This is a genomic window from Treponema zioleckii (assembly GCF_014737315.1).
Lineage (GTDB): Bacteria > Spirochaetota > Spirochaetia > Treponematales > Treponemataceae > Treponema_D > Treponema_D zioleckii.
On record NZ_JPUF01000051.1, the window covers coordinates 1 to 18,978 of the forward strand.

Genomic DNA, 18,978 nt, shown 5'->3' on the forward strand with positions numbered 1-18,978 from the left:
CAACTCATAGCGGGGAATCAGAATCTCCACCCACGGGGCTGTGATTCCGTCAATCGTCTCCTCTTTTCCGATTGCGACCACCTTGACGGGAAATCTGTGCTGCAGGCTGCAGAGTCGATTGGATTTTAGAGATGGGTAGTCTCTGACTCGTAAGCCTTCCTCTGAATCTACATACATTGTATCAATTACTTTTTCATTTTCATAAAAGAGGCTTTTATCTGCAAATGATGAAGCAGCCAAAATTGTAAAACTAAATAATATACAAATTAATTTTTTCATACTTTCTCTCAAAAAGCGCCCCAGTGCGGGCGTCCATATAACCTTTGTTATGTAATTAGTCTTGGTACGCAATTTCAATTTTACTTAAATCAACAGACTCATCTTTTATAATATCGTTAAAAGAAAAATAAACAGTTTCTTTAAAGTTTTCTTTTGCTGAAATTTTGATTTTACTAAAATCTATTATATTGCTTGCAGGAGAATCTATATAAGCACGTAGATTCGCACCTTCATAATTCAAGCTTAAAAACATATTTGAATAATTTATTGGAAAATCGTTTGCATTAAAAATTTCAACTTTGCATTTTTAATTGCTTTTGTTTTGGGGTTGAATTTTAGAAAATCAATATTAATTTTTACAATCTCATTTTCTATAACCCAACTTTTTATTTTTATGTCAGAAATCGCAAAACACATTAATGATTGCTCGTAATAAGGGATTTTTACACTATCAATATAATTAAACTTAGCTTGGCAGCGGTATATTGTTCCTGTTTTATTTTGATGTAAAACAATATCATTTACGATTTTATTGCTGTATTCTTCATCAGTTCCAATTCCAATAATCTTGTTAGTATCGGTTACAAATCTTATATTTGGTTGCCAGCCATTAAATACAACAAAGCTTCCAAACAAAACGACTGACTCGCCAATTTTCATATTTTTTGTAAAAGGCTCTATCTCTTTCTCTGCATAGATAAAAGCAAGTGAATATATAAAAATAAAAATGTAAAAATCTGTTTTTTCATTCTTTTCCCAAAAGCGCCCTAGTGTGCCTGTCGCCATAACAATGAGTTAAACCGCAGGCGGCTTGACCGCCTGTCGGCTTTGAACTTCTTGTTATGTGAAATTCTACTCAATCATCAATTTGATATTATCAACAACAGTATTAATTTCCTCTTCTGTTGCTTTTTCTATAAAGTCGCAGTTTCTTTGAGTCCAGTCAAGATTTTTTACCTGGTCGCTCAAAATGCAACCGTTGATAGAATGATTGTCTAAGACAATTTCAAAAGGATAACCTTTTATATGGCTTGTTATAGGACAGAACAAAGCAAGCCCAATCTTTTTATTGTATATTTTCTGAGAAACACAAATCGCAGGGCGGCGACCTTTTTGCTCATGTCCGGCTTGCGGGTCAAAGTCCAGCCAAACCAAGTCGCCTTTTTCTGGAACATAATTTGATTTTACCATTCTTCGTTACCTATCGCATGGCCTGTTGATATTTCTGAATGGATGTTTTCCGAAGTAACCATAGCCAACATATCATCAAGAGTCTTTTTTTGAGGAAGAATTACTATTTTTCCTTTTTCGACAATCACTTCAATTTTACTGCCACTTTTTACATTATTGTCTTTTGCCCAAAGAGAAGGAATCCTAAAACCAAGGCTGTTGCCCCATTTCTGAACTACTGCCTGCATAATGTACCTCCATGTATTTAGTATATACAATGTATATTCTGTATTGTCAAGGAAAATGTAAAAAAAATGTGGCTTGCATTACCGAAAGAACCTGGGTAGAGGTAGCTTCGCCGAAGCGGAGTTTCAGGTTTTATTTGACGGTCATTGTTTTGTTTTGAACAACGTTGGTAGCATTTGTTTTTGTTACTTCTGTTTGCACAGAAGGATTGCCGTGTTTAGGCATTACAACTTTTGATAAATCGTTCGATTTTCCTTTTATCCAATTTTCAATCTGATTACATGCTTCTGGAGTTGTGCGGATTAATGTTTGAAATAGATTTTTTTCTGAAACTTCATCTATATACATTTTCATGTAGTCGCCGTCGATTATCAAATAAATATAGAATGGAGTTTCTTTCTTATATAATGGTAAAAAGTTTTCTTGCGGATGTGCAGTTGATTCGGAATATAATTGTGCATTACTGTACATTTTATAAACTTTGTATTTTACAAAATCAACGGAAGAAGACTCTGTAGATACTAAAAAGCAACATTCTCCTTTTCCCTTTTGACTATTTCGTAAAAAAATATAAAAATCTGAAAAACCATAATATCCTAAATTGAAATCATCCAATAAAGTTGCTGGATTTTCATATTGGTTTTTCCAACTCGCCCAAAAAGGTTCATTTTTATATATAATTGAAAATTTATCATTTTTATTCTTTAATTGCTCATAATAATAGGAAGGAACCCAATAAGATTGTCTTATCTCATCAGAAACTTGTATCGTATTTTGAGTAAAAGTAACATCTTCAATATTCACTAATAAAGCTTTTGGATTATCTTTTTTATAAAGAATTATATATAATTCTTTTGTATCATCTGGATTACTAAAACCAATACCATCGTTAGCCTTTAAATGAAGAATTTCATCTTTTGAAATATAATATTGTTTTCCGATTAATGATGTCCAAGTAAAATCTTTCTTAGCTTTAAAACTAAATTGTTGCGAATAAATGTTTATGCAAGAAGATAGTAAAAAAAGAAGAAGTAATACTTTATTTTTCATTTTTATATGTCTCCGTATAATTAAAAGCATTGACAATTTCCATATTATTCAATGGTATAGATTGTTCCTCAGTAGAAGTTATTAATCCATGATTTTTTTCTTTTCTGCTTTATAGCAAAAAGCAACCTTCTCTAATATCCCAAAACTTGTGGCAGTTTCTTTGGGTGAAACAGTATTTTTAATACTGTGAAACAAAGTCTTTTGTACTATGAAACAGTCTGTTTATTACTTTGAAACTGTTGACTCCCAGTTATATTCTTCTGTAAAACGGGTGTATGCTGGCTTTTCTGCAATTCCGTGTTTTTCAAAAATATTTTGAAAAATTTTCTGATCCTTTGGCATTACAGCTACTTCTTCTCTGTAAAATCTGTAGTATTTTGTATGGCCGAATCTGGCAAGTAACTCTTTTTTTACTTCCTTTGCTATTTGATATGGCAAATCATTTAAGATATTTTTAATGCCCCAGGCAAGATTTATTTTGTTTGTACTATTAAAAAACTTGCAATCATGGTTTGCGGCAGGAAAAAGTTTTGGATTCAAAACTTTAATGGTGATATTGTCCTGGGAAATTTCCAAAAAAGAAAGATAGCGCAGACATTGCATAGATTTTTCACATTCAGAATTTGTGCATAGTGTGTAGTCTCTGGGAATTGAAAGTACCATATAAATATTTTTATATTTAAAAACAAAATCATGCAAGTAAAATAGTTTCTTATGTGGGTAACTTGTAAATAGTAATTCCCCATTTTTCTGTTAGAAATTGCAACAATTTTTATAAATCATGGCGGAAGTTTTTCCACCGTGAACGGGGCTCTGTTGAGCCCTTCAGTTCCGCTCAATCCGCTCTTTTATCTTCCCGGAAGCAAAACTTCGTCAGTGCCGAGCGCGGTGCAGCCTGAATTGTAGCCCTGCGTGCCGCTTCCGCGCTTTCCTGTCGGGATATAGATGGCTGAGCCGTCTTTCTTTTTCTGCCAGATGTGGTCGCTGTCTGTGATTTGCTCGGCTGCTTTTTCAAACGGCTTGTTGAGGTCAAGTTTTGCCCTTTTCATTTCCGATTCACGAGTCTGCTTTGAAAGCCATTCGAGAGTGGCGGTCGTGCTGTGTCCGTAAAACCATGCCGACATGTGCCCGACGTTGCCGCTCAAATTTATCTGATAAATGCCGAGCGTGCTTTGTCTGGAAGTAAGTTCGCGAACGATTTTGTTACGGCTTTCCACACTTGTTTTTTCGTCAAGATACATATCCGCGCTTTCAGGCGAAACGCCGCACAAGCCCTTGAAGAGCACGCTGTATTCGGTGTTTTCGCCTGCGGTGCTGTAGTACAAAATATTGTCGTCGGAGATGAGATAGAACCAGTTGTTGTAGTCAACTGCCTTTCCGTCCGCGTCAGTCTTCCAGATGAGTTTTCCGTCAGCTACTGCGCTAAAGCTCTTTGTTCCCGCAAAAGTCTCGCCTTTGTTGAAGTTCGTTCCCCACTTGCAGCTCAAAGGCAAAAGAGCCGCAAAATAGTTGTCCCTCTGTGCTGCCAAAGCCATGACAGTCATGCCGCCCATGCTCTGCCCGGAGCCGTAAATGCGGTTTTTGTCGATGCTGTATTTTTCAGTGAGCGAGTCCAAAAGCTCAAGGACTGCGGGCGCGGCACAGCTCAAAGTCCAGTTGTCCCGGGCAATACGAAGATTGTAATGCGGATTTTCGGCGTTCATATAAAAATCCTCGCTGATTGCAGGGCAAACCACGATTGCGCCGTCCACCCCTTGCGCTTTCAGCAAGTCGCGGAACTGACTTGAAGCGTAATTTGCCGCCCCTTGAGACTCGCAAAGAGTGAGCATCGGGTCAATATCCATTGAGCCTGCGTCGTGCAAATGAAGAACAAGCGCGTATTTTTTGCTCGCGTCGTAATCAGAAGGGACATAAAGCGCATAAGGAAGCTCGAAGTCCCAGTATTTTCCGTTTGCTTCGTCAAAACAATTCGTTGCCTTGAACGCGCCGTTTCCCACCTGGTGAAGCTCAAAGCCTGCGATTTCGGGAATTGAGTATGTTCCGTCTTTTGCGTATCGATAATGCTCGGCAGGTCGCTTTCCGTGAGTCTGCGGGTCTATGCCGATGTATTCATAATCGTAATAGTTGCCTTTCTCTGTGCTCGACGGTGTTATAGTGCAGTTTTTGCTCACAATCGGCTTTGTCTGCGTAACGCCTGCCGCCATCGTTGCCTTGTAAGAGCGCGCGTATCGACCGACAGAATAATCCGTGTTCACTTCGATGATGACGTAGCGGCCGCTTTTACTTCCGCCTTTTTGAGAAACTTCAGGCTCTTCATTCAAATAAACGGCGAGCGGCTTTCCTGCGTCTTTTCCAGAGTTCAAGTCTTTTTCAGAAAGTGAAAGCCCGTAATCCCAAACGGCAAAAGTTGAAAGGTCAAGTTTTGCGCCGGTCAACTCTCGGTCATATTCCACGACGATTGCACGCGGTTTTGAGCCGTCCATTCCGATTGTGCCGATGACGCTCACGCCAACAATTGCCTCGTCCGCGTTCACTGTTTCTTTTGGTGTGCTGGCACAAGAAAAAAGCATAAGTGCTGAAAGTGCCACTGCCGCTTTTGCAAAAAATCTATTCATATTCAAAACGCTCCTATTTTGATTGGCTAAATAGCCAGTCACGGATTCCCTCGTAGTTGTAAGCCAAGCTCCAGGTGTACATGTGGCTTCCGCCCGCGATGACGTTCATGCGAATGTCCGCGTCTTTTTTGAGCATCGCGTTTGTGTCTGCATTGCGCTCATCTTCGCTTGCTTTGCCGTTCCACATACTTTCGCCGCGAGCGACTTTTGAGCCAAGTCTTTCCCACAAGTCCACTGCTTTACTCATCGCAGGGTACGCTTTTTCGTCGCCCTCGCAAACAACAATCCAGAGCTTTTTGTCTTTCATTGCCTTCATTTCTTCGACGTTCCACTGACCCGCTACCAAAAACTGAGCCGCAAACAAATCGGGGTGCTTGTCAGAAAGCGCAATGTTCGTCATGCAGCCTTGCGACTGTCCCGTGCCGTAAATGCGGTTTTCGTCAACGGCGTAAGTTTTGATGACGCTGTGCAAAAGATTGTCCACCGCAGTAAGTCCCACAGTCCAGACGTATTCGTCTGTCGTGAGTGCGCCGTATTTTTTTACCACGTCAAGCGGATACTGAACCGCCACGACGATAGCCTTGTGCTTTGTCTGCTCGTCCTCGCTCGCCCAAATCGTGCCGCCGTTTCCCTGCGTCAGGGTCGCAGTGTCAATCGAAGTATCCGCGCTTGCGTCTGGCACAAAAAAGACGAGCGGATATTTTTCTTCGTCGTTGTATTCTTCGGGCAGATAGATGAAATACGGCAGCGTGATTCCCGTTTCGCTGTCGGTGAATGTCTTTTTCTCAAAGTCTTCTATCACGAGTTCCTTCGCCGATGTGGAAACAAAAGCCTCCGCGCTTGCCTTGAACACAGTGCCGTCAGTCGCCTTAATATCAGCTTTTTGAACGACTTTTGCGCTCAAATCCACAGGAGCACCATCATCTTCAAAACGAGGACCGTTGCCCTCTTTGGCGTTGCCTGCCTCCTTCTTTTCGCGAGGTGGCATTTTTCCGTCAGTTTTGTCCCATTTATTTTCATAGACAAGGCGGATTTTTAGCGTGTTTCCCTCAAAATCCAACGCTTCGATTTTTCTTCCCTCAACGCTGTATGTTTCGAAGGTTACTGAAGAAGTGTCAATTTCTTTTGCATATTCCAAAATGACAGCAGACACTTTCTGACCGTCACCGAAACTTTCCGCGATTGTGCTGACAAGAGGTTTTGATGTTGTTTGTGATTGATTTGATACGCAGGAGCAGACGAAAAGCGCACAAGACAAAAGTGCCACTGCCCCCAACAGAGTGTGTTTCATAGAGTTCTCCTAAAATGAAACGATTGACCAAAATGATTGGGTAGCGGCAGACTCCCGCAACGAGATAAATAATGAACGTATTATAAAGGCTTTCTGTCGTTTTCGTAAATAAAAAGTTTGTTAGACAGCATTTTTTTAATTTTTGATTGTGTGCAGAATTTTTGGGAACAATACCGTTCGATACCGTTTAATTACTCCGCCAAAAGCCTTACTCAAGCGCTTTCAGCTTCTTTTTGTCCTCGTACATTTCTTTGTCGGCGCGCTCGAATATATCCGAAACAAAATTGTCGTTCTCAGGATTGTATTCGGCAATTCCGGCAGCTATGATTACACCCTCGCCTTTCTTCTTGTTCTCAAGAACTTGGCGACGCAATTTGTCCATAATCTCGTGCCTGGCTGAATAATCATTTCCGCGAAGGAATACGACAAACTCATCTCCGCCAACCCTGAACACAGGACTGTGAGCGAAAAACTCGCACAAAAGCTGCGCTGACAAACGGATATATTCATCTCCGGCAGTATGTCCCCTCGTATCGTTGATTTGCTTTAAGTTGTTCGTGTCGCAAACAACAAGCGCGAAAGTCAGATAATCAAGTCCGTTGTCCATGTTCCCCTGCACAGACTCTTCAAGTTCCTTGTAAGCGGTCTTGTTCTTTACGCCTGTGAGGTCATCGCGGCGAGCAAGTTCTTTGGCAATTCTTAGTTCTTTTAGGTGTCGATTTTCTTTTTTGATTTCATCGTCCACATTTTCAACGCAGATTATAAAATGCGTTCCGTCGCTGCTTTTGCGGACTGTCATTCTGGTGTACTGGGCTTGTCCAGAGGCGATTACGCGATAAGTTATGCTGCAATCTTTATGACTCGACATTGTGGCAATCATGTTGGCTTTGTCTATGAAGGCGGCAACTTTCTCACAATCCTGCTCGTGAATAATGTGCGGAATGTTTTCCATACATTCGCTGTAAAAATCCTCGCCCGATTTGTCGATTTCCAGTTGCCCGTAGATGTTGTTGACCTGATAGCAAACGTAAGAATTTTTTTCAATGTCCACGTAGTAAATTTCGTCATAGATAGACGCAAGACTTTCGGCAATCTGTCCGAATGTGATTGTCTGCTTTTGCTTTTCTTTTTGGGCTTTTTCAGCGTTGAGCTCGTCTTCTATGTCTTTTTCATAGAAGATAAGATACTGCCCGTTGCTTTCTCGCATCATCGTAAAAAGGAAAAAGCGAGGCTCGTTGTTTACCAACACCCTGTATTTGAACGAAAAAGACTTCCTTCCTTCAAGGTTTTTCAATATTGTTTCTTTGCTGTAAAAGCTTTTTGCATATTCCCAGTCGTTAGGAAAAACGCATTTCTCAATACTTTCCAATGCGTCTTTAAAGAAATTCTTTCCGGTTGCCACAGCGTCCAAGCTCATGTATTTTTGGCTTTTTGAAAAACTTAAGTATTCGCCTGACTCTATATCGATGTAAAAAATGGCTTCGTAATCTTCTGCCATTGAAGAAGCGATATGGTCGTGTATCATTTTCTCTTTTTTTTCGCTTGCCTGCACAAATGTATGAACGAGGCAAATTCCAATCATAAGCCCTGTGGCATAGAACGGGAAAAAAGCATTTATAATCTGGAATGTGAGGAAAAGGCCAAGAACCATGCTTGTTGCGGCAACCGCCTTATACCTTGTTTTTTGCCTTTCTGTGCTGTTGTGGGCAACGTGCAGCATATAAGCGGTGATTACAGCGTAAAAGGCAATTTGAAGAAGGAACGAGAGATTTCTTCCGACTTCTCCGATATATTCGTTTTTATCGTTAAAAGAAAACATAAAATGGTAGGAGCGGTTTAATATCAGACAAACCACTCCGATTACGAACACAGCCCACACCGCATGAATCATACCCCTACTGCGCCAGCCCCTGCTGTCAAGATATGCCACCATGTATCGAGTCCACGTTACCATGGTCAAAAGCATAAACATAAAATAAAAGACGGTCAGATAATATATATACGGAAAAAAAGCCTGAACTTCTTTGTGCTCGTACAAAAGTCCCCATGTCATATCCACAAGGATGTAGCAACATGAGGCAAGAAGAAACCAATTGTAACGAACCTGCACAAGATTCCGTTTGCCTTGCGTTTTATCATTAAATCCATAATTCGTGAACAATTCCCAGTTCAATATTAAATTTAATATCAGCACTACAGCCGGGGGTATCGCATATAGCATTTGGGTTTATAACCTCCATATATTCCGAACTTTTCTGAATTATTCATACTTTTTTTAATGGGCAATTTATATAAATTATATCATATTTTTAAGATGTTTTTTTAAAAATCGGAATTTTTCTGCTGCCGGTTGCGTTTTTTTTGCAAAAAAATGGAAAGCTCAGCTTCTTGTTTGGAATGACGAGTTAAAAGCGACTGCGGAAGTGGCGAAGATGATTTTATAAAGTCAATTTTCAAATCAATTCAGTTTGAGCACACTTTGCCAGCCAGCCTCGTACATTTTTGCAAGAAAAGGCGAAATCGCGGCGGTGCTTTTTTCGAACGTGGTAACGTCCATGTCACGGTGCGCGCCCGTATCATGCCGGTCAACCAGCCCGGCTTTGGCGTGGTGTACACTTCCGAAAGCAGTGCCCTTTCGATAACTTCACGGATTTGCGATTCAGAATAAATCATTTATTACACCCAGTTAAAATTTTTCTTCAATAAAGTACCACAAATTTGGGCTTTTTGAAAATATTCTTGTTTGTTTGCTTTTTTTTGTATAGTGTTAGGATATAACAATATCTTAAAAAGGAGGGCTTTTATGAAAAAGTCTAATTTGTTTATGGCTGTTTTGTTGGCAGTTTCTATGGTTTTTGGTTTCGTTGGTTGTTCTGACGATGATGATGAAAAATCTTCTGGTATTGTATACAAGTGTACTTCTGATGAAGGAACACAAACTGTAACTTTCAACGATGACAAAACCTATGTTGTTCATGCGAATGGAAGCTTTACGGAAGAAGGTTTTACTGTCACTCTGAATCTTGATTGGGAAACAGGAACATATACAGGAGATCCTTCAAAAGACGGCGAAATCAAATTTAAAAAGGCAAAAGAAGTTAGTGAAGACACATTGGATGCAGTTTTGGCGGCTGCTGCTGAGGCTGGAAAAACTTCAATTTCTGTCACAAATAAAGAAGCTCCGTTGACGGCTGTTTCTTCATCAACAGAAGAAACTTTAACAATCAGCGGCGGAAAATTTACAATGGACGAGGATGAGTTCACCAAACAGTAATTTTTTTGATTAATCAATTTGCGGGGGCAAGCACTGCCTCCGCTTTTTTTTTGCTCAATAATCCGCGTCATGCGCGACGGCGGTCAAATCAGAAATGCAGGTGTCGGAATATTTCGTGCCTTTGTACACGCCGAGGATTTCAAGCTTCACAAAAAGTTTGAAGCTTTTGTTCATGTATTTTTCGGGAAGGGAAAATTCAAAGTCCTTGCGGTCCGTATTCAGGAAAGCCGCCTTCCCGTCGATTTCATCGGAAAAAGTGACTTCTTCTTCGGCGACGCATTCAGGATTCCATAATAAATATCGTGTTCTGATACGGCGGGTGAATGTCTCGTAATATTTCACGCATTCATACAAGTCATAAGCGGCGGCATAAACAGTGATTCTTGCGTCTTTTACTCGGCCGTTCTTTTTGTAAAGGTCTGCATTCTTCTGATATCCGTTGTGCATTGTGAGCGAGAGTTTCAGTTTTTCGCCGTAATACCCCTGAGAGAGCGCGCCGCCGTAATTTTTTTCATCAACAGGAATCATAACCCATTCGCCGATTCCGTCCCCGTCAGCGCCTTCAACCCACGCGGTGTCAGTTTCCGCCCTGCTCGTGATATCTTCGGTTTTCCGAACATGCGGACTATTGTAATGTTCATACGAAACTGCGCGCGAAGCGACTTTCATGTCGTTGATTCTGTTGATTTCATAAAAATCATCTCTCTTGCCTTCTTCCACGAGTGCGGAGCTTCTTCCTTCCTTCCAGACGAAACTGTCTTCCCTCATGTTGCTTTTTATGTTCACATAAACTTCCGACTGCAAAACAGGCAAAATCCTCTTCGCAATGTCGGAAAGCTCAAAGTCATACTCGTAGTCAGAATCTTGCGGGGGAAAATTTTCCGAAGCGAGAGGAAGCAACGAAAATGCAGCTGCAAACAGAACTAAAATCAAACACTTCATAAAATCATCACTCCAAGCCCATCAGTTTTGCCCACGCGCCTTCGTAAAAATCGTGGAGTTCTTTTACGCAGAGCATGGCTTCTTCCTTCGGAATGTCGTGGATAATGACTTCAAAAAGTCCTGTGAATTCTCCCGAAATTATCATGTGCTCCAGCATCGGCGGAAGAGAATGCGTCTTGAATCCCTGCTCGCGCATTACATCATAATATTTGTGGGTTATGTCGATTTCTGTTTCAACAAGGTCGTGTATGTAGTTTTCCCATTTTGTTCCTTCCGACGCATTCAGAATAAGCCGGAAAGAATCTTTGTGCTCAAATGCGTACTCGAACATTTCCGCCATTCCGTTTTCGGAAAAATCGCTCATGTGCTTCGACCATTCGGATTTCGGCACTGAAAGAAAAGCATTTATGCACTTGTCAAAACAATTTCTTATGTATTCTGCGTGCGGCTGAACGAGCGCGTCAAAAAGTTCTTCCTTGCTTTTGTAGTAGCCGTAAAATGCGCCTGTCGTTACGCCAGCTTTTTTTACAATTTCTCGCAACGACGCGCCTCTGAATCCTTTTTCCAAAAATTCAGCAACCGCAATCTCATGGATTTTCTGCAAAGTATTTTCTGCCATGAAGTAAGTATATGGAAAGAAACTTTTATTGACAATAATATAACACCGTTATATAGTTAGCTAAAACTAACAGCAAGGAGCTAAAAATTGAATATCAGTCTTGGAGATGTTGAGACAACGGCGCTGATTCCTGTTGCGATTAAGGCGAACGAAACGTTGCGAAAAAATCCCCGCGTCCGCGATGAAGTGGCTGTGGAGATGATAAAGACGCTCGGAATCGACACAAAACCCTTTGACAAATTCATGTCCCACGAGGGAGTTATTGCCCGCACAGTAATGCTCGACCGCATGGTAAATGATTTTGTCGCGAAAAATCCGTCGGCAGTCATCGTGAATATGGCCTGCGGATTTGATAACCGATTTTCCCGCGTGGATAACGGCCGGGTTTTCTGGTTCGATTTGGATTTGCCCGATTCAATCGAAGTTCGGAAGAAAGTTTTTCCAAAGCGGGAGCGCGAGGAAATGATTTCGGGGAGCGTGCTTGAAAACGGCTGGTGCGAAAGAGTCCTTTCTGAAATCAAAAAGACAAATTCCAAAGTGCTTTTCCTTGCCGAAGGTCTTTTCATGTATCTTACTTTCGATGAAATCAAAAAACTGCTTTCCGTTCTCAAAGAAAATTTCCCGACCGGAACGTTGATTGCAGAGCAGAATAATCCCCTCATGGTCAAAAATCAAAAATATCACGACACGGTAAAGAATACGAATGCGGTCTTTAAAAGCGGCACTTGGAGCGGACAGGAAATTGCGGATTTGTGCGAGGGAATCCGTTTTGTTGAAGAGCACAGTTTTAACGAGGAGATGAAAAAGCACTCGTTCAGCGGCTGGCTTTTCGCAAAACTGCTTCCCAAAATGAACGACCGCTGGGCTGTTTTTGAGTGGTAGGAAGGGGAGGAGCGCATGAAAGTTACCAGAATCAACAACTGGTTTGAAAAGTTCGGGCGGTTTGAAGTAAAACACCGCTGGGCTTTTCTTATCTGCCTGATAGTTATTTCTGTCTTCGGAAGTCTGGGATTGAGCCGCCTTACGCTGGACAACGGCGAGGAAGACTGGTTTGACGACTGGGAGACCACGAAGAAAAATCAGGACCATTTTGAGGACATTTTTGGCTCGACTGACAGCCTGCTTGCCCACATCAAGGCGGACGATGTTTTTGACCCGGAAGTGCTAAAAATGATTGATGAGCTTGGCGACGACCTTTTGCAGAATGTTCCCTATGCGCAAAGCATAACGTCGCTCATGGAACTTTCCCTTCCAATCGGCACGGAAGAAGGCTTTGAAGTTACCAGCCCTTTTGAGGACGGCGTTCCGTCGGATGCTAGAGAGCTTGCAGAGAAAAAGGCCTTTATCTTAAGCCGACAGTCCCTTGTGAACACGCTTGTGAGTAAAGACGCCACAGAAACCTGGCTTATCGTGAATCTTGAACAGTACTCGGAAAATCTTACCGAAGCCATGGAAAAAATCGCACCGCCCGCGATGAAGGTTTTCAGCGACCCAAAGTACAAATCAGACAAATGGGAAATCCGGCCTGCCGGCATGAGCTATACCGAATACGAGGAAGAAGCCGTCACAATGAATCAGCTTGTCACGCGAATCCTCACGGGCTTTATCGTCATGCTCGTCTGTCTTACGGTTTTTATCCGCTCGCTACGCGGCATTGTCGTGCCGTCGATTTCAACTGTGGGCGCACTCACGACGACGCTTGGTTTTTCAGGCTGGCTTGGCATAAAAGGCAACAACTCAATGCTGATGATTACCGTGCTTCTTTCTATGGCGCTGGCGGTGGGCTATTCAGTTCACTACATCAACAGCTTCAAAATGCACTTTAGGAAAACTGGAAAAAGAAAAGAGTCAATCGTCTTGAGCGTGCGGGATTCAGGCTGGGCACTCTTTTTTACGGTGATTACCACAATGGCGGGAATGCTTTCCTTCCTTGCGGCGGGAATCAAACCTATGCGGTGGGTCGGAGGCATTACGGCGGCGGCAGTTTTTGCAGTCTTCGCCTACATCATCATTCTGCTTCCGGTGCTCTACAGTTTTGGAAAGGACAAAGAGCCAGATTCAACATTCGTGAACACGGAAGGAGCAACGAAAGCGGATTTGCGTGTTGAATCCATGGGAAAAGCAATCCTCAACAAAAAGTGGATTACCGTTATTGCAACCGCGCTGGTCATGGCGGCCGTGATTCCGGGCATTTTCAAAATCGAAGTGAACATGAATTATTCGGACATGATGGGAGAGCGAACTCCTTTCATCAAACGCCTTCTTGAAATCACCCGGAGCCAGCTTGGAAGTCAGTACGACTACGAAGTTCTGATTGAATATAAGGACGAAGATGCCATAAAAAATCCGCAGGTGCTCAAAAACATGGACATTTTGGCTGAACGAATCGGAACTTTGAGCCAGACGAAAGTCTCAAACGGAAAACCGCGCGTTTCTTCGGTCACAAAAATCATAAAAGAGATGAACCGCACGCTGAACGAAGACCGGGAAGACGCATACATCATCCCCGACGACCAGGATTTAGTGACGCAGATTATGTTCCTTTACGAGATTTCAGGCGGCACGGATTTGTACGACTACATCAGCAACGACTTCCGTGCAGCTTACCTTAAAGTAGAACTTTCGGGCTACGACGGAGAAGAAATCGTAAAAAATCTTGCAGACGTAAAAAAATGGGTAGCAGAGCTTTTCCCGGACGCAGAAAATGCGGGCGTTGTGGGCGAAGTCGTCCAGTATGCGCAGATGAACAGAAAACTCGTGCGTGGCTCAATCAAGTCAATCGGAACCTCGCTCGTTATAATTCTTCTTCTGCTTGTCCTTGCATTCACTTCGGTTCGGACAGGCTTTATCGCCATGATTCCGAATATTGTGCCGATTGCGCTGATTGGCGGAATTATGGGATACGCTGGCGTGAACTTGGACATGATTACCGCAATGATTATGCCGATGATTCTCGGAATCGCCGTTGACGACACGATTCACTTTACAAACCACATCAAATATCACTTTGAGCTTACCGGAAATTACCGGAGCGCAATAGAAAATTCCTACCGAGAAATCGGAAAAACGATGATTATGACCACGGTAATTCTCTGCGCCATGTTCGCGATTTTCCTTACCAGCACGATGAACGTTCTTGTGAACATCGGCTGGCTTTCGGTAGTTGGACTCGGAAGCGCACTGATTGCGGACTATACGATTACGCCAGTGCTGCTTTATATCGCAAAACCTTTCGGAAAAGAAAAATAAAACAAACGGATTTGTTCGAGAAAACACTTGATTTAATCCTTGTCATGCTGAACTTGATTCAGCATCTTTAAGGAATGAGATTCTGAGACAAGCTCAGAATGACGGATTTGAGCAAGCAGGCAAGGCGCGAAAGTGTCATGCGGACTGCGCTGAAAAAGTCATGCTGAACTTGTTTCAGCATCTGCATTGTACATAGTGCAGAGATTCCGAAACAACTTCGGAATGACGTTAGAAATCATGTATCAAAAGGAGATTTCACAATGAAAAAATCAATCGCATTCGCTTTTATCTTTCAGTTTTCAGTTCTCAGCTCTTTCGCCCAGTCGCTTTCGGGCTACGAGATTATGAAAAAGGCGGACGAAGTTCCTGAGCCAGTAACGGCTTCCTCCACGGCGACGCTCACGATTCACACAAAAAAAGGCTCGGACAGAATCCGCGAAGTCCTCATGAAAAGCAAGGATTACGGAGATGTCAAAAAAGAGGTCATCGTTTTTGTTAAGCCAAAAGATGTTTCGGGCACCGGCTACCTGATGTTCGATTATGCAGAGGACGCAAGCGGAAAAAAGAAGGACTCGGACAACTGGCTTTACATGCCCGCAATGAAAAAGACCCGCCGAATCGCTTCAAGCGGCTCGGAAAGCGACGGAAGCTTTATGGGAACGGACTTTACTTATCGCGACATGGGGGACCGCAGCCTGAACGACTACGACTACAATCTTCTTGGCGAGGAAAGCGTGGACGGAACTGACTGCTACAAAGTTGAATGCCTTGCAAAAGACAAAAATCAGAAAGACCCGCGCTACATTTCGTACATCGCAAAGTCGGATTTTATCCTTAGAAAGTGCGAGTTTTACGACCGACAGAACCAGCTTCACCGCGTTCTCACCTGCTACGACTTTACCACAATCAAGGGCCTTACCACCGCGCAAAAAATGAAGATGCAAAACGTGCAGAGCGGAAATTGGTCGCTTTTTGAGTCGGCAAACATCGTTTACGACGGCGGCGACATTGACGACTCGCTCTTTACCGTTTCGTCACTGGAAAAAGGAAGAATTCGATGAAAAACAAACGGATTTGTTCGCCGCTAACGCGCCTCACTCAAAAAAAGTGAAGCTCGTTAGACCTGAACAAATCCGTTTTCTAATAAAAGAGGCTGACTATGAAAAAAGTTCTATCTTTAATCTTTCATCTTTCCATTTTCATTTTTTCCCTCGCCTCCCAGGAAGTGCAGTTTTCAGGCGAAGCAGGGAGTTTTTGGGCGGGCGCAATTCGCTCGAAAAACCGCGGGGATTTCGTCTTAGGCGACACGTACCTGAACGGAAAATTCGAAGCTTTTTACAACAAATCTTCTGCGTATGCGGAAGGGCGCGCAGGATTCGATGAAACAGAAAACAAAACGTATGCAGAACTAAAAGAAATCTACCTCGACTACACGACGGACTTTTGGTCTCTCCGCGCAGGCAGGCAAAAGGCTGCATGGGGAAAGGCGGACGGAATTGACATTGTGAATGTACTCTGCCCCAAAGATTATTCTTCCACCCGCTCCCTTTTTGACGACGAGTATTTTGCAATCGACTCGGTGCGTTTTTCGCTCAACAAAGGAAATCTTTCCCTCGACGCATATTTCATTCCGATTTTGACGGTGGCAGAATTGCCAAAAGAGCAAAAAGCGCAACTTTCTTCTATCGAATTGCCCGAAAAGAACATAAAAAACGCTGAATACGCGCTAAAACTTTCGGGCTATTTTTCACGATTCGACATTTCGCTTTACGGCTTTTACGGCTGGGAAGACACGCCGTTTCTGGATTATGCGCCAAAAATCGAAAACGGAATGCAGACCGGAATCAAAATCAACGCCGGATACAAAAAAATGGCGATGTTTGGCGCAGATGCCGCTATTCCGATTGGCGAAACTGTACTGCGCCTTGAAGGAGCATTTTTCCCGAAAAGACATTTTCAAACCGCTGCGGAAAAAATACTTTCCGGCGGCGAAAACACCGAAGAGCACAACAATCTCGCAGCCCTTGCCGGTCTTGATTGGATGAGAGAAGGCTGGACGTTCACCGCACAGTATTTCTGCGACAGTCTTTTTGGCGAAACAGAAAATCTTGAGCGCACAAGAAAATTCGAGCACGGAACAACTCTCAGCATTTCAAAATCGCTTTTATCGGAGACGCTCAAACTTTCCGCTTCAGGCGTTCTTGTGCTGAAGGATTTTGACAGCGCAATCGAACTTTCAGGCGAATACAGCCTTTCCGATTCAATTTTTCTTGAACTCGGCGGCTACATTTTTAACGAAGGCAAAGAAACGGGCACTTACGGCAAATACAAAGACTACTCCAGCATTTACCTCAAAGCGTGGTACGTTTTTTAGAAAGCAAAATTACACAGTTACGGAGGAAATCAAATGTCGCAAAAACAAAAATCCCCGCTCTCACGCCTCTTGGCTTACGCGGGAAATTACAAAGCCCTCACCGTTACAGGGCTTTTTCTTTCGGCAGTGGCGCAGGTCGCCGGAATGGTGCCGTTCATCTCTGTGTGGCTGGTCGTGCGGGACTTAATCAGCGTGGCTCCGAATTTTGGCGAGGCGCACGATATTGTTCGCTACGGCTGGATTGCATTCGCGTCCGCAACCGGCGGAATTCTCATCTATTTTCTTGCGCTCATGTGCACTCATCTTGCGGCGTTCAGAACTGCCTCGAACATCAGAAAGCAGGGGATTGCCCATTTGATGAAGACTTCGTTCGGCTTTTTCGATTCGAACGGCTCCGGGCTTTTGCGGAACAAGCTCGACAACGGAGCGAGCGAAACGGAAACGCTTCTTGCGCACAATCTTGCGGACATCTCCGGAACGGCGGCAATGTTCATTTCCACAGTCGTTTTGATGTTCGTCTTCGACTGGAAAATGGGGGCAGCCTGCCTTCTTTCGGTTGTGATTTCGATTCTCATGCTCTGCACGATGATGGGCGGAAAAAACGCGAAGCTCATGCTGATTTATCAGGGCGCGCAGGACGAAATGGCAAAGGCCGGAACCGAATATGTTCGCGGAATTCCAGTCGTAAAAGTCTTCCAGCAGACCGTTTATTCGTTCCGGGCTTTTAAGGAAGCAATCGAAAACTACAGCAAACGCGCGGAAGAATACACAGACGGAGTTTGCCGGCTCCCGCAATCGGTAAACCTGACAGTTACGGAAGGCGTTTTCATCTTTTTGATTCCGGCAGCCCTTTTGCTTGCCCCAAAAGCACTTTCTAGCGGAACTTTCGCTGAATTTTTGACGGACTTCGCTTTTTATGCCGTGTTCAGCGCAATCATTTCAACAGCACTTGCCAGAATCATGTTCGCTTCAAGCGGAACGCTACTCGCGCGCACTGCCCTCGCACGAATCGACACCGTGATGAACGCGCCAGTCTTGAGCCAGTGCGAAAATCCAAAAGTTCCGCTCGACAACAGCATTGAATTTGAAAACGTAACATTCACCTACGAGGGAAGCGAAAATCCGGCCCTTTCAAATGTCTCTTTCAAAGCCAGAAGTGGCGAGACGATTGCATTGGTGGGAGAAAGCGGCGGCGGAAAGACAACGGCCGCAAGCCTCATTCCGCGGTTCTGGGATGTTCAAACGGGCGCAGTAAAAATCGGTGGCGTGAACGTAAAGGAAATCGAGCAGAAAGTTTTGATGGAAAAAATTTCCTTCGTCTTCCAGAATTCAAGGCTCTTCAAGACTTCGATTTTTGAAAATGTCCGCTCCGCCCGACCAGATGCGAGTCGCAAAGAAGTGCTTTTGGCCTTGAAAGATGCCCGCTGCGAAGACATCATCAAAAACCTTCCCGACGGAATCGACACCGTAATCGGCAGCAAGGGAACCTATCTTTCTGGCGGCGAGCAACAGAGAATCGCCCTTGCGCGCACAATCCTGAAAGACGCGCCGATTGTCGTTCTTGACGAAGCCACGGCATTCGCAGACCCGGAAAACGAAGAACTGATTCACGCGGCGTTGAGGCGGCTCACCAAAGGAAAAACCGTGGTGATGATTGCGCACAGACTTTCCACCGTCGTTGGCGCGGACAAAATCCTCGTTCTTGCTGGAGGAAAAATAATCGAAAGCGGCACGCACGAAGAACTCAAAAACGCAGGCGGAACTTACGCAAAAATGTGGGCGGACTACAACAAAGCCGCAGAATGGAAAATCGAAAACGCTTTGTCAGAATTTTGACTTCTAGTGTCATTCCGAACTTAATTCGGAATC

Annotated in this window: 19 protein-coding genes; 6 read left to right on the forward strand and 13 right to left on the reverse strand. The window is 43.5% G+C overall.

The window, feature by feature from the left end; genetic code table 11:
* From JI65_RS12435 to JI65_RS17785, 11 genes are all read right to left on the reverse strand, one after another.
* A partial coding sequence (locus JI65_RS12435) for a hypothetical protein (RefSeq protein WP_191017120.1) occupies positions 1-279 on the reverse strand: 279 nt, incomplete at its 3' end.
* Positions 280-334: 55 nt separating this feature from the next.
* On the reverse strand, positions 335-532 hold the full coding sequence (locus tag JI65_RS12440) for a hypothetical protein (protein ID WP_191017122.1): 198 nt from the start codon (positions 530-532) through the stop codon (positions 335-337).
* An 11-nt stretch (positions 533-543) separates the two neighbouring features.
* Positions 544-1,065: a hypothetical protein gene (locus JI65_RS12445; RefSeq protein WP_191017125.1), complete on the reverse strand. Its 522-nt coding sequence runs from the start codon at positions 1,063-1,065 to the stop codon at positions 544-546.
* A gap of 66 nt (positions 1,066-1,131) precedes the next feature.
* On the reverse strand, positions 1,132-1,470 hold the full coding sequence (mazF, locus tag JI65_RS12450) for an endoribonuclease MazF (RefSeq protein ID WP_040842103.1): 339 nt from the start codon (positions 1,468-1,470) through the stop codon (positions 1,132-1,134).
* Positions 1,464-1,697, reverse strand: coding sequence for an AbrB/MazE/SpoVT family DNA-binding domain-containing protein (locus JI65_RS12455; RefSeq protein ID WP_191017128.1), 234 nt, complete (start codon positions 1,695-1,697; stop codon positions 1,464-1,466). Before JI65_RS12455 ends, mazF begins: the two co-directional genes overlap by 7 nt.
* 130 nt (positions 1,698-1,827) lie before the next feature.
* On the reverse strand, positions 1,828-2,745 hold the full coding sequence (locus tag JI65_RS12460) for a hypothetical protein (protein WP_191017130.1): 918 nt from the start codon (positions 2,743-2,745) through the stop codon (positions 1,828-1,830).
* A 225-nt stretch (positions 2,746-2,970) separates the two neighbouring features.
* Entirely contained in the window at positions 2,971-3,444 is a 474-nt protein-coding gene (locus JI65_RS12465) for a DUF6078 family protein (RefSeq protein WP_242457240.1), read from the reverse strand.
* A 149-nt stretch (positions 3,445-3,593) separates the two neighbouring features.
* Positions 3,594-5,360 (reverse strand): alpha/beta hydrolase-fold protein, encoded by a 1,767-nt coding sequence (locus tag JI65_RS12470; RefSeq protein ID WP_191017133.1) that lies wholly within the window; start codon positions 5,358-5,360, stop codon positions 3,594-3,596.
* Between the two features lie 13 nt (positions 5,361-5,373).
* Positions 5,374-6,651, reverse strand: coding sequence for an esterase (locus JI65_RS12475; RefSeq protein ID WP_191017135.1), 1,278 nt, complete (start codon positions 6,649-6,651; stop codon positions 5,374-5,376).
* A 208-nt stretch (positions 6,652-6,859) separates the two neighbouring features.
* Positions 6,860-8,872: a diguanylate cyclase gene (locus JI65_RS12480; protein WP_191017137.1), complete on the reverse strand. Its 2,013-nt coding sequence runs from the start codon at positions 8,870-8,872 to the stop codon at positions 6,860-6,862.
* A 237-nt stretch (positions 8,873-9,109) separates the two neighbouring features.
* On the reverse strand, positions 9,110-9,244 hold the full coding sequence (locus JI65_RS17785; RefSeq protein WP_191017172.1) for a triphosphoribosyl-dephospho-CoA synthase: 135 nt from the start codon (positions 9,242-9,244) through the stop codon (positions 9,110-9,112).
* A gap of 210 nt (positions 9,245-9,454) precedes the next feature.
* On the opposite strand from JI65_RS17785, the gene JI65_RS12490 reads away from it, so the two are divergent.
* Positions 9,455-9,925, forward strand: a complete 471-nt coding sequence (locus tag JI65_RS12490) for a hypothetical protein (RefSeq protein WP_191017140.1) — start codon at positions 9,455-9,457, stop codon at positions 9,923-9,925.
* A 54-nt stretch (positions 9,926-9,979) separates the two neighbouring features.
* On the opposite strand, the gene JI65_RS12495 is transcribed toward JI65_RS12490, so the two are convergent.
* Positions 9,980-10,867, reverse strand: coding sequence for an NADase-type glycan-binding domain-containing protein (locus tag JI65_RS12495; RefSeq protein WP_191017142.1), 888 nt, complete (start codon positions 10,865-10,867; stop codon positions 9,980-9,982).
* 7 nt (positions 10,868-10,874) lie between these two features.
* The gene (locus JI65_RS17575) at positions 10,875-11,486 is read right to left on the reverse strand and encodes a TetR/AcrR family transcriptional regulator (RefSeq protein WP_191017144.1); all 612 of its coding nucleotides are present in this window, start codon (positions 11,484-11,486) and stop codon (positions 10,875-10,877) included.
* An 87-nt stretch (positions 11,487-11,573) separates the two neighbouring features.
* Here JI65_RS17575 and JI65_RS12505 point away from each other — a divergent pair, with 87 nt between their 5' ends.
* The 5 genes from JI65_RS12505 to JI65_RS12525 all read left to right on the forward strand — a co-directional run bounded on the left by JI65_RS12505 (position 11,574) and on the right by JI65_RS12525 (position 18,945).
* The gene (locus tag JI65_RS12505; RefSeq protein WP_191017147.1) at positions 11,574-12,368 is read left to right on the forward strand and encodes a class I SAM-dependent methyltransferase; all 795 of its coding nucleotides are present in this window, start codon (positions 11,574-11,576) and stop codon (positions 12,366-12,368) included.
* Between the two features lie 15 nt (positions 12,369-12,383).
* Complete coding sequence (locus JI65_RS12510) at positions 12,384-14,735, forward strand: efflux RND transporter permease subunit (protein ID WP_191017149.1); 2,352 nt, start codon at positions 12,384-12,386, stop codon at positions 14,733-14,735.
* Between the two features lie 260 nt (positions 14,736-14,995).
* Positions 14,996-15,796, forward strand: coding sequence for an outer membrane lipoprotein-sorting protein (locus JI65_RS12515; protein ID WP_191017151.1), 801 nt, complete (start codon positions 14,996-14,998; stop codon positions 15,794-15,796).
* A gap of 98 nt (positions 15,797-15,894) precedes the next feature.
* Entirely contained in the window at positions 15,895-17,109 is a 1,215-nt protein-coding gene (locus JI65_RS12520) for a DUF1302 family protein (protein WP_191017154.1), read from the forward strand.
* A gap of 33 nt (positions 17,110-17,142) precedes the next feature.
* The gene (locus JI65_RS12525; protein WP_191017156.1) at positions 17,143-18,945 is read left to right on the forward strand and encodes an ABC transporter ATP-binding protein; all 1,803 of its coding nucleotides are present in this window, start codon (positions 17,143-17,145) and stop codon (positions 18,943-18,945) included.
* Positions 18,946-18,978: the final 33 nt, after the last annotated feature.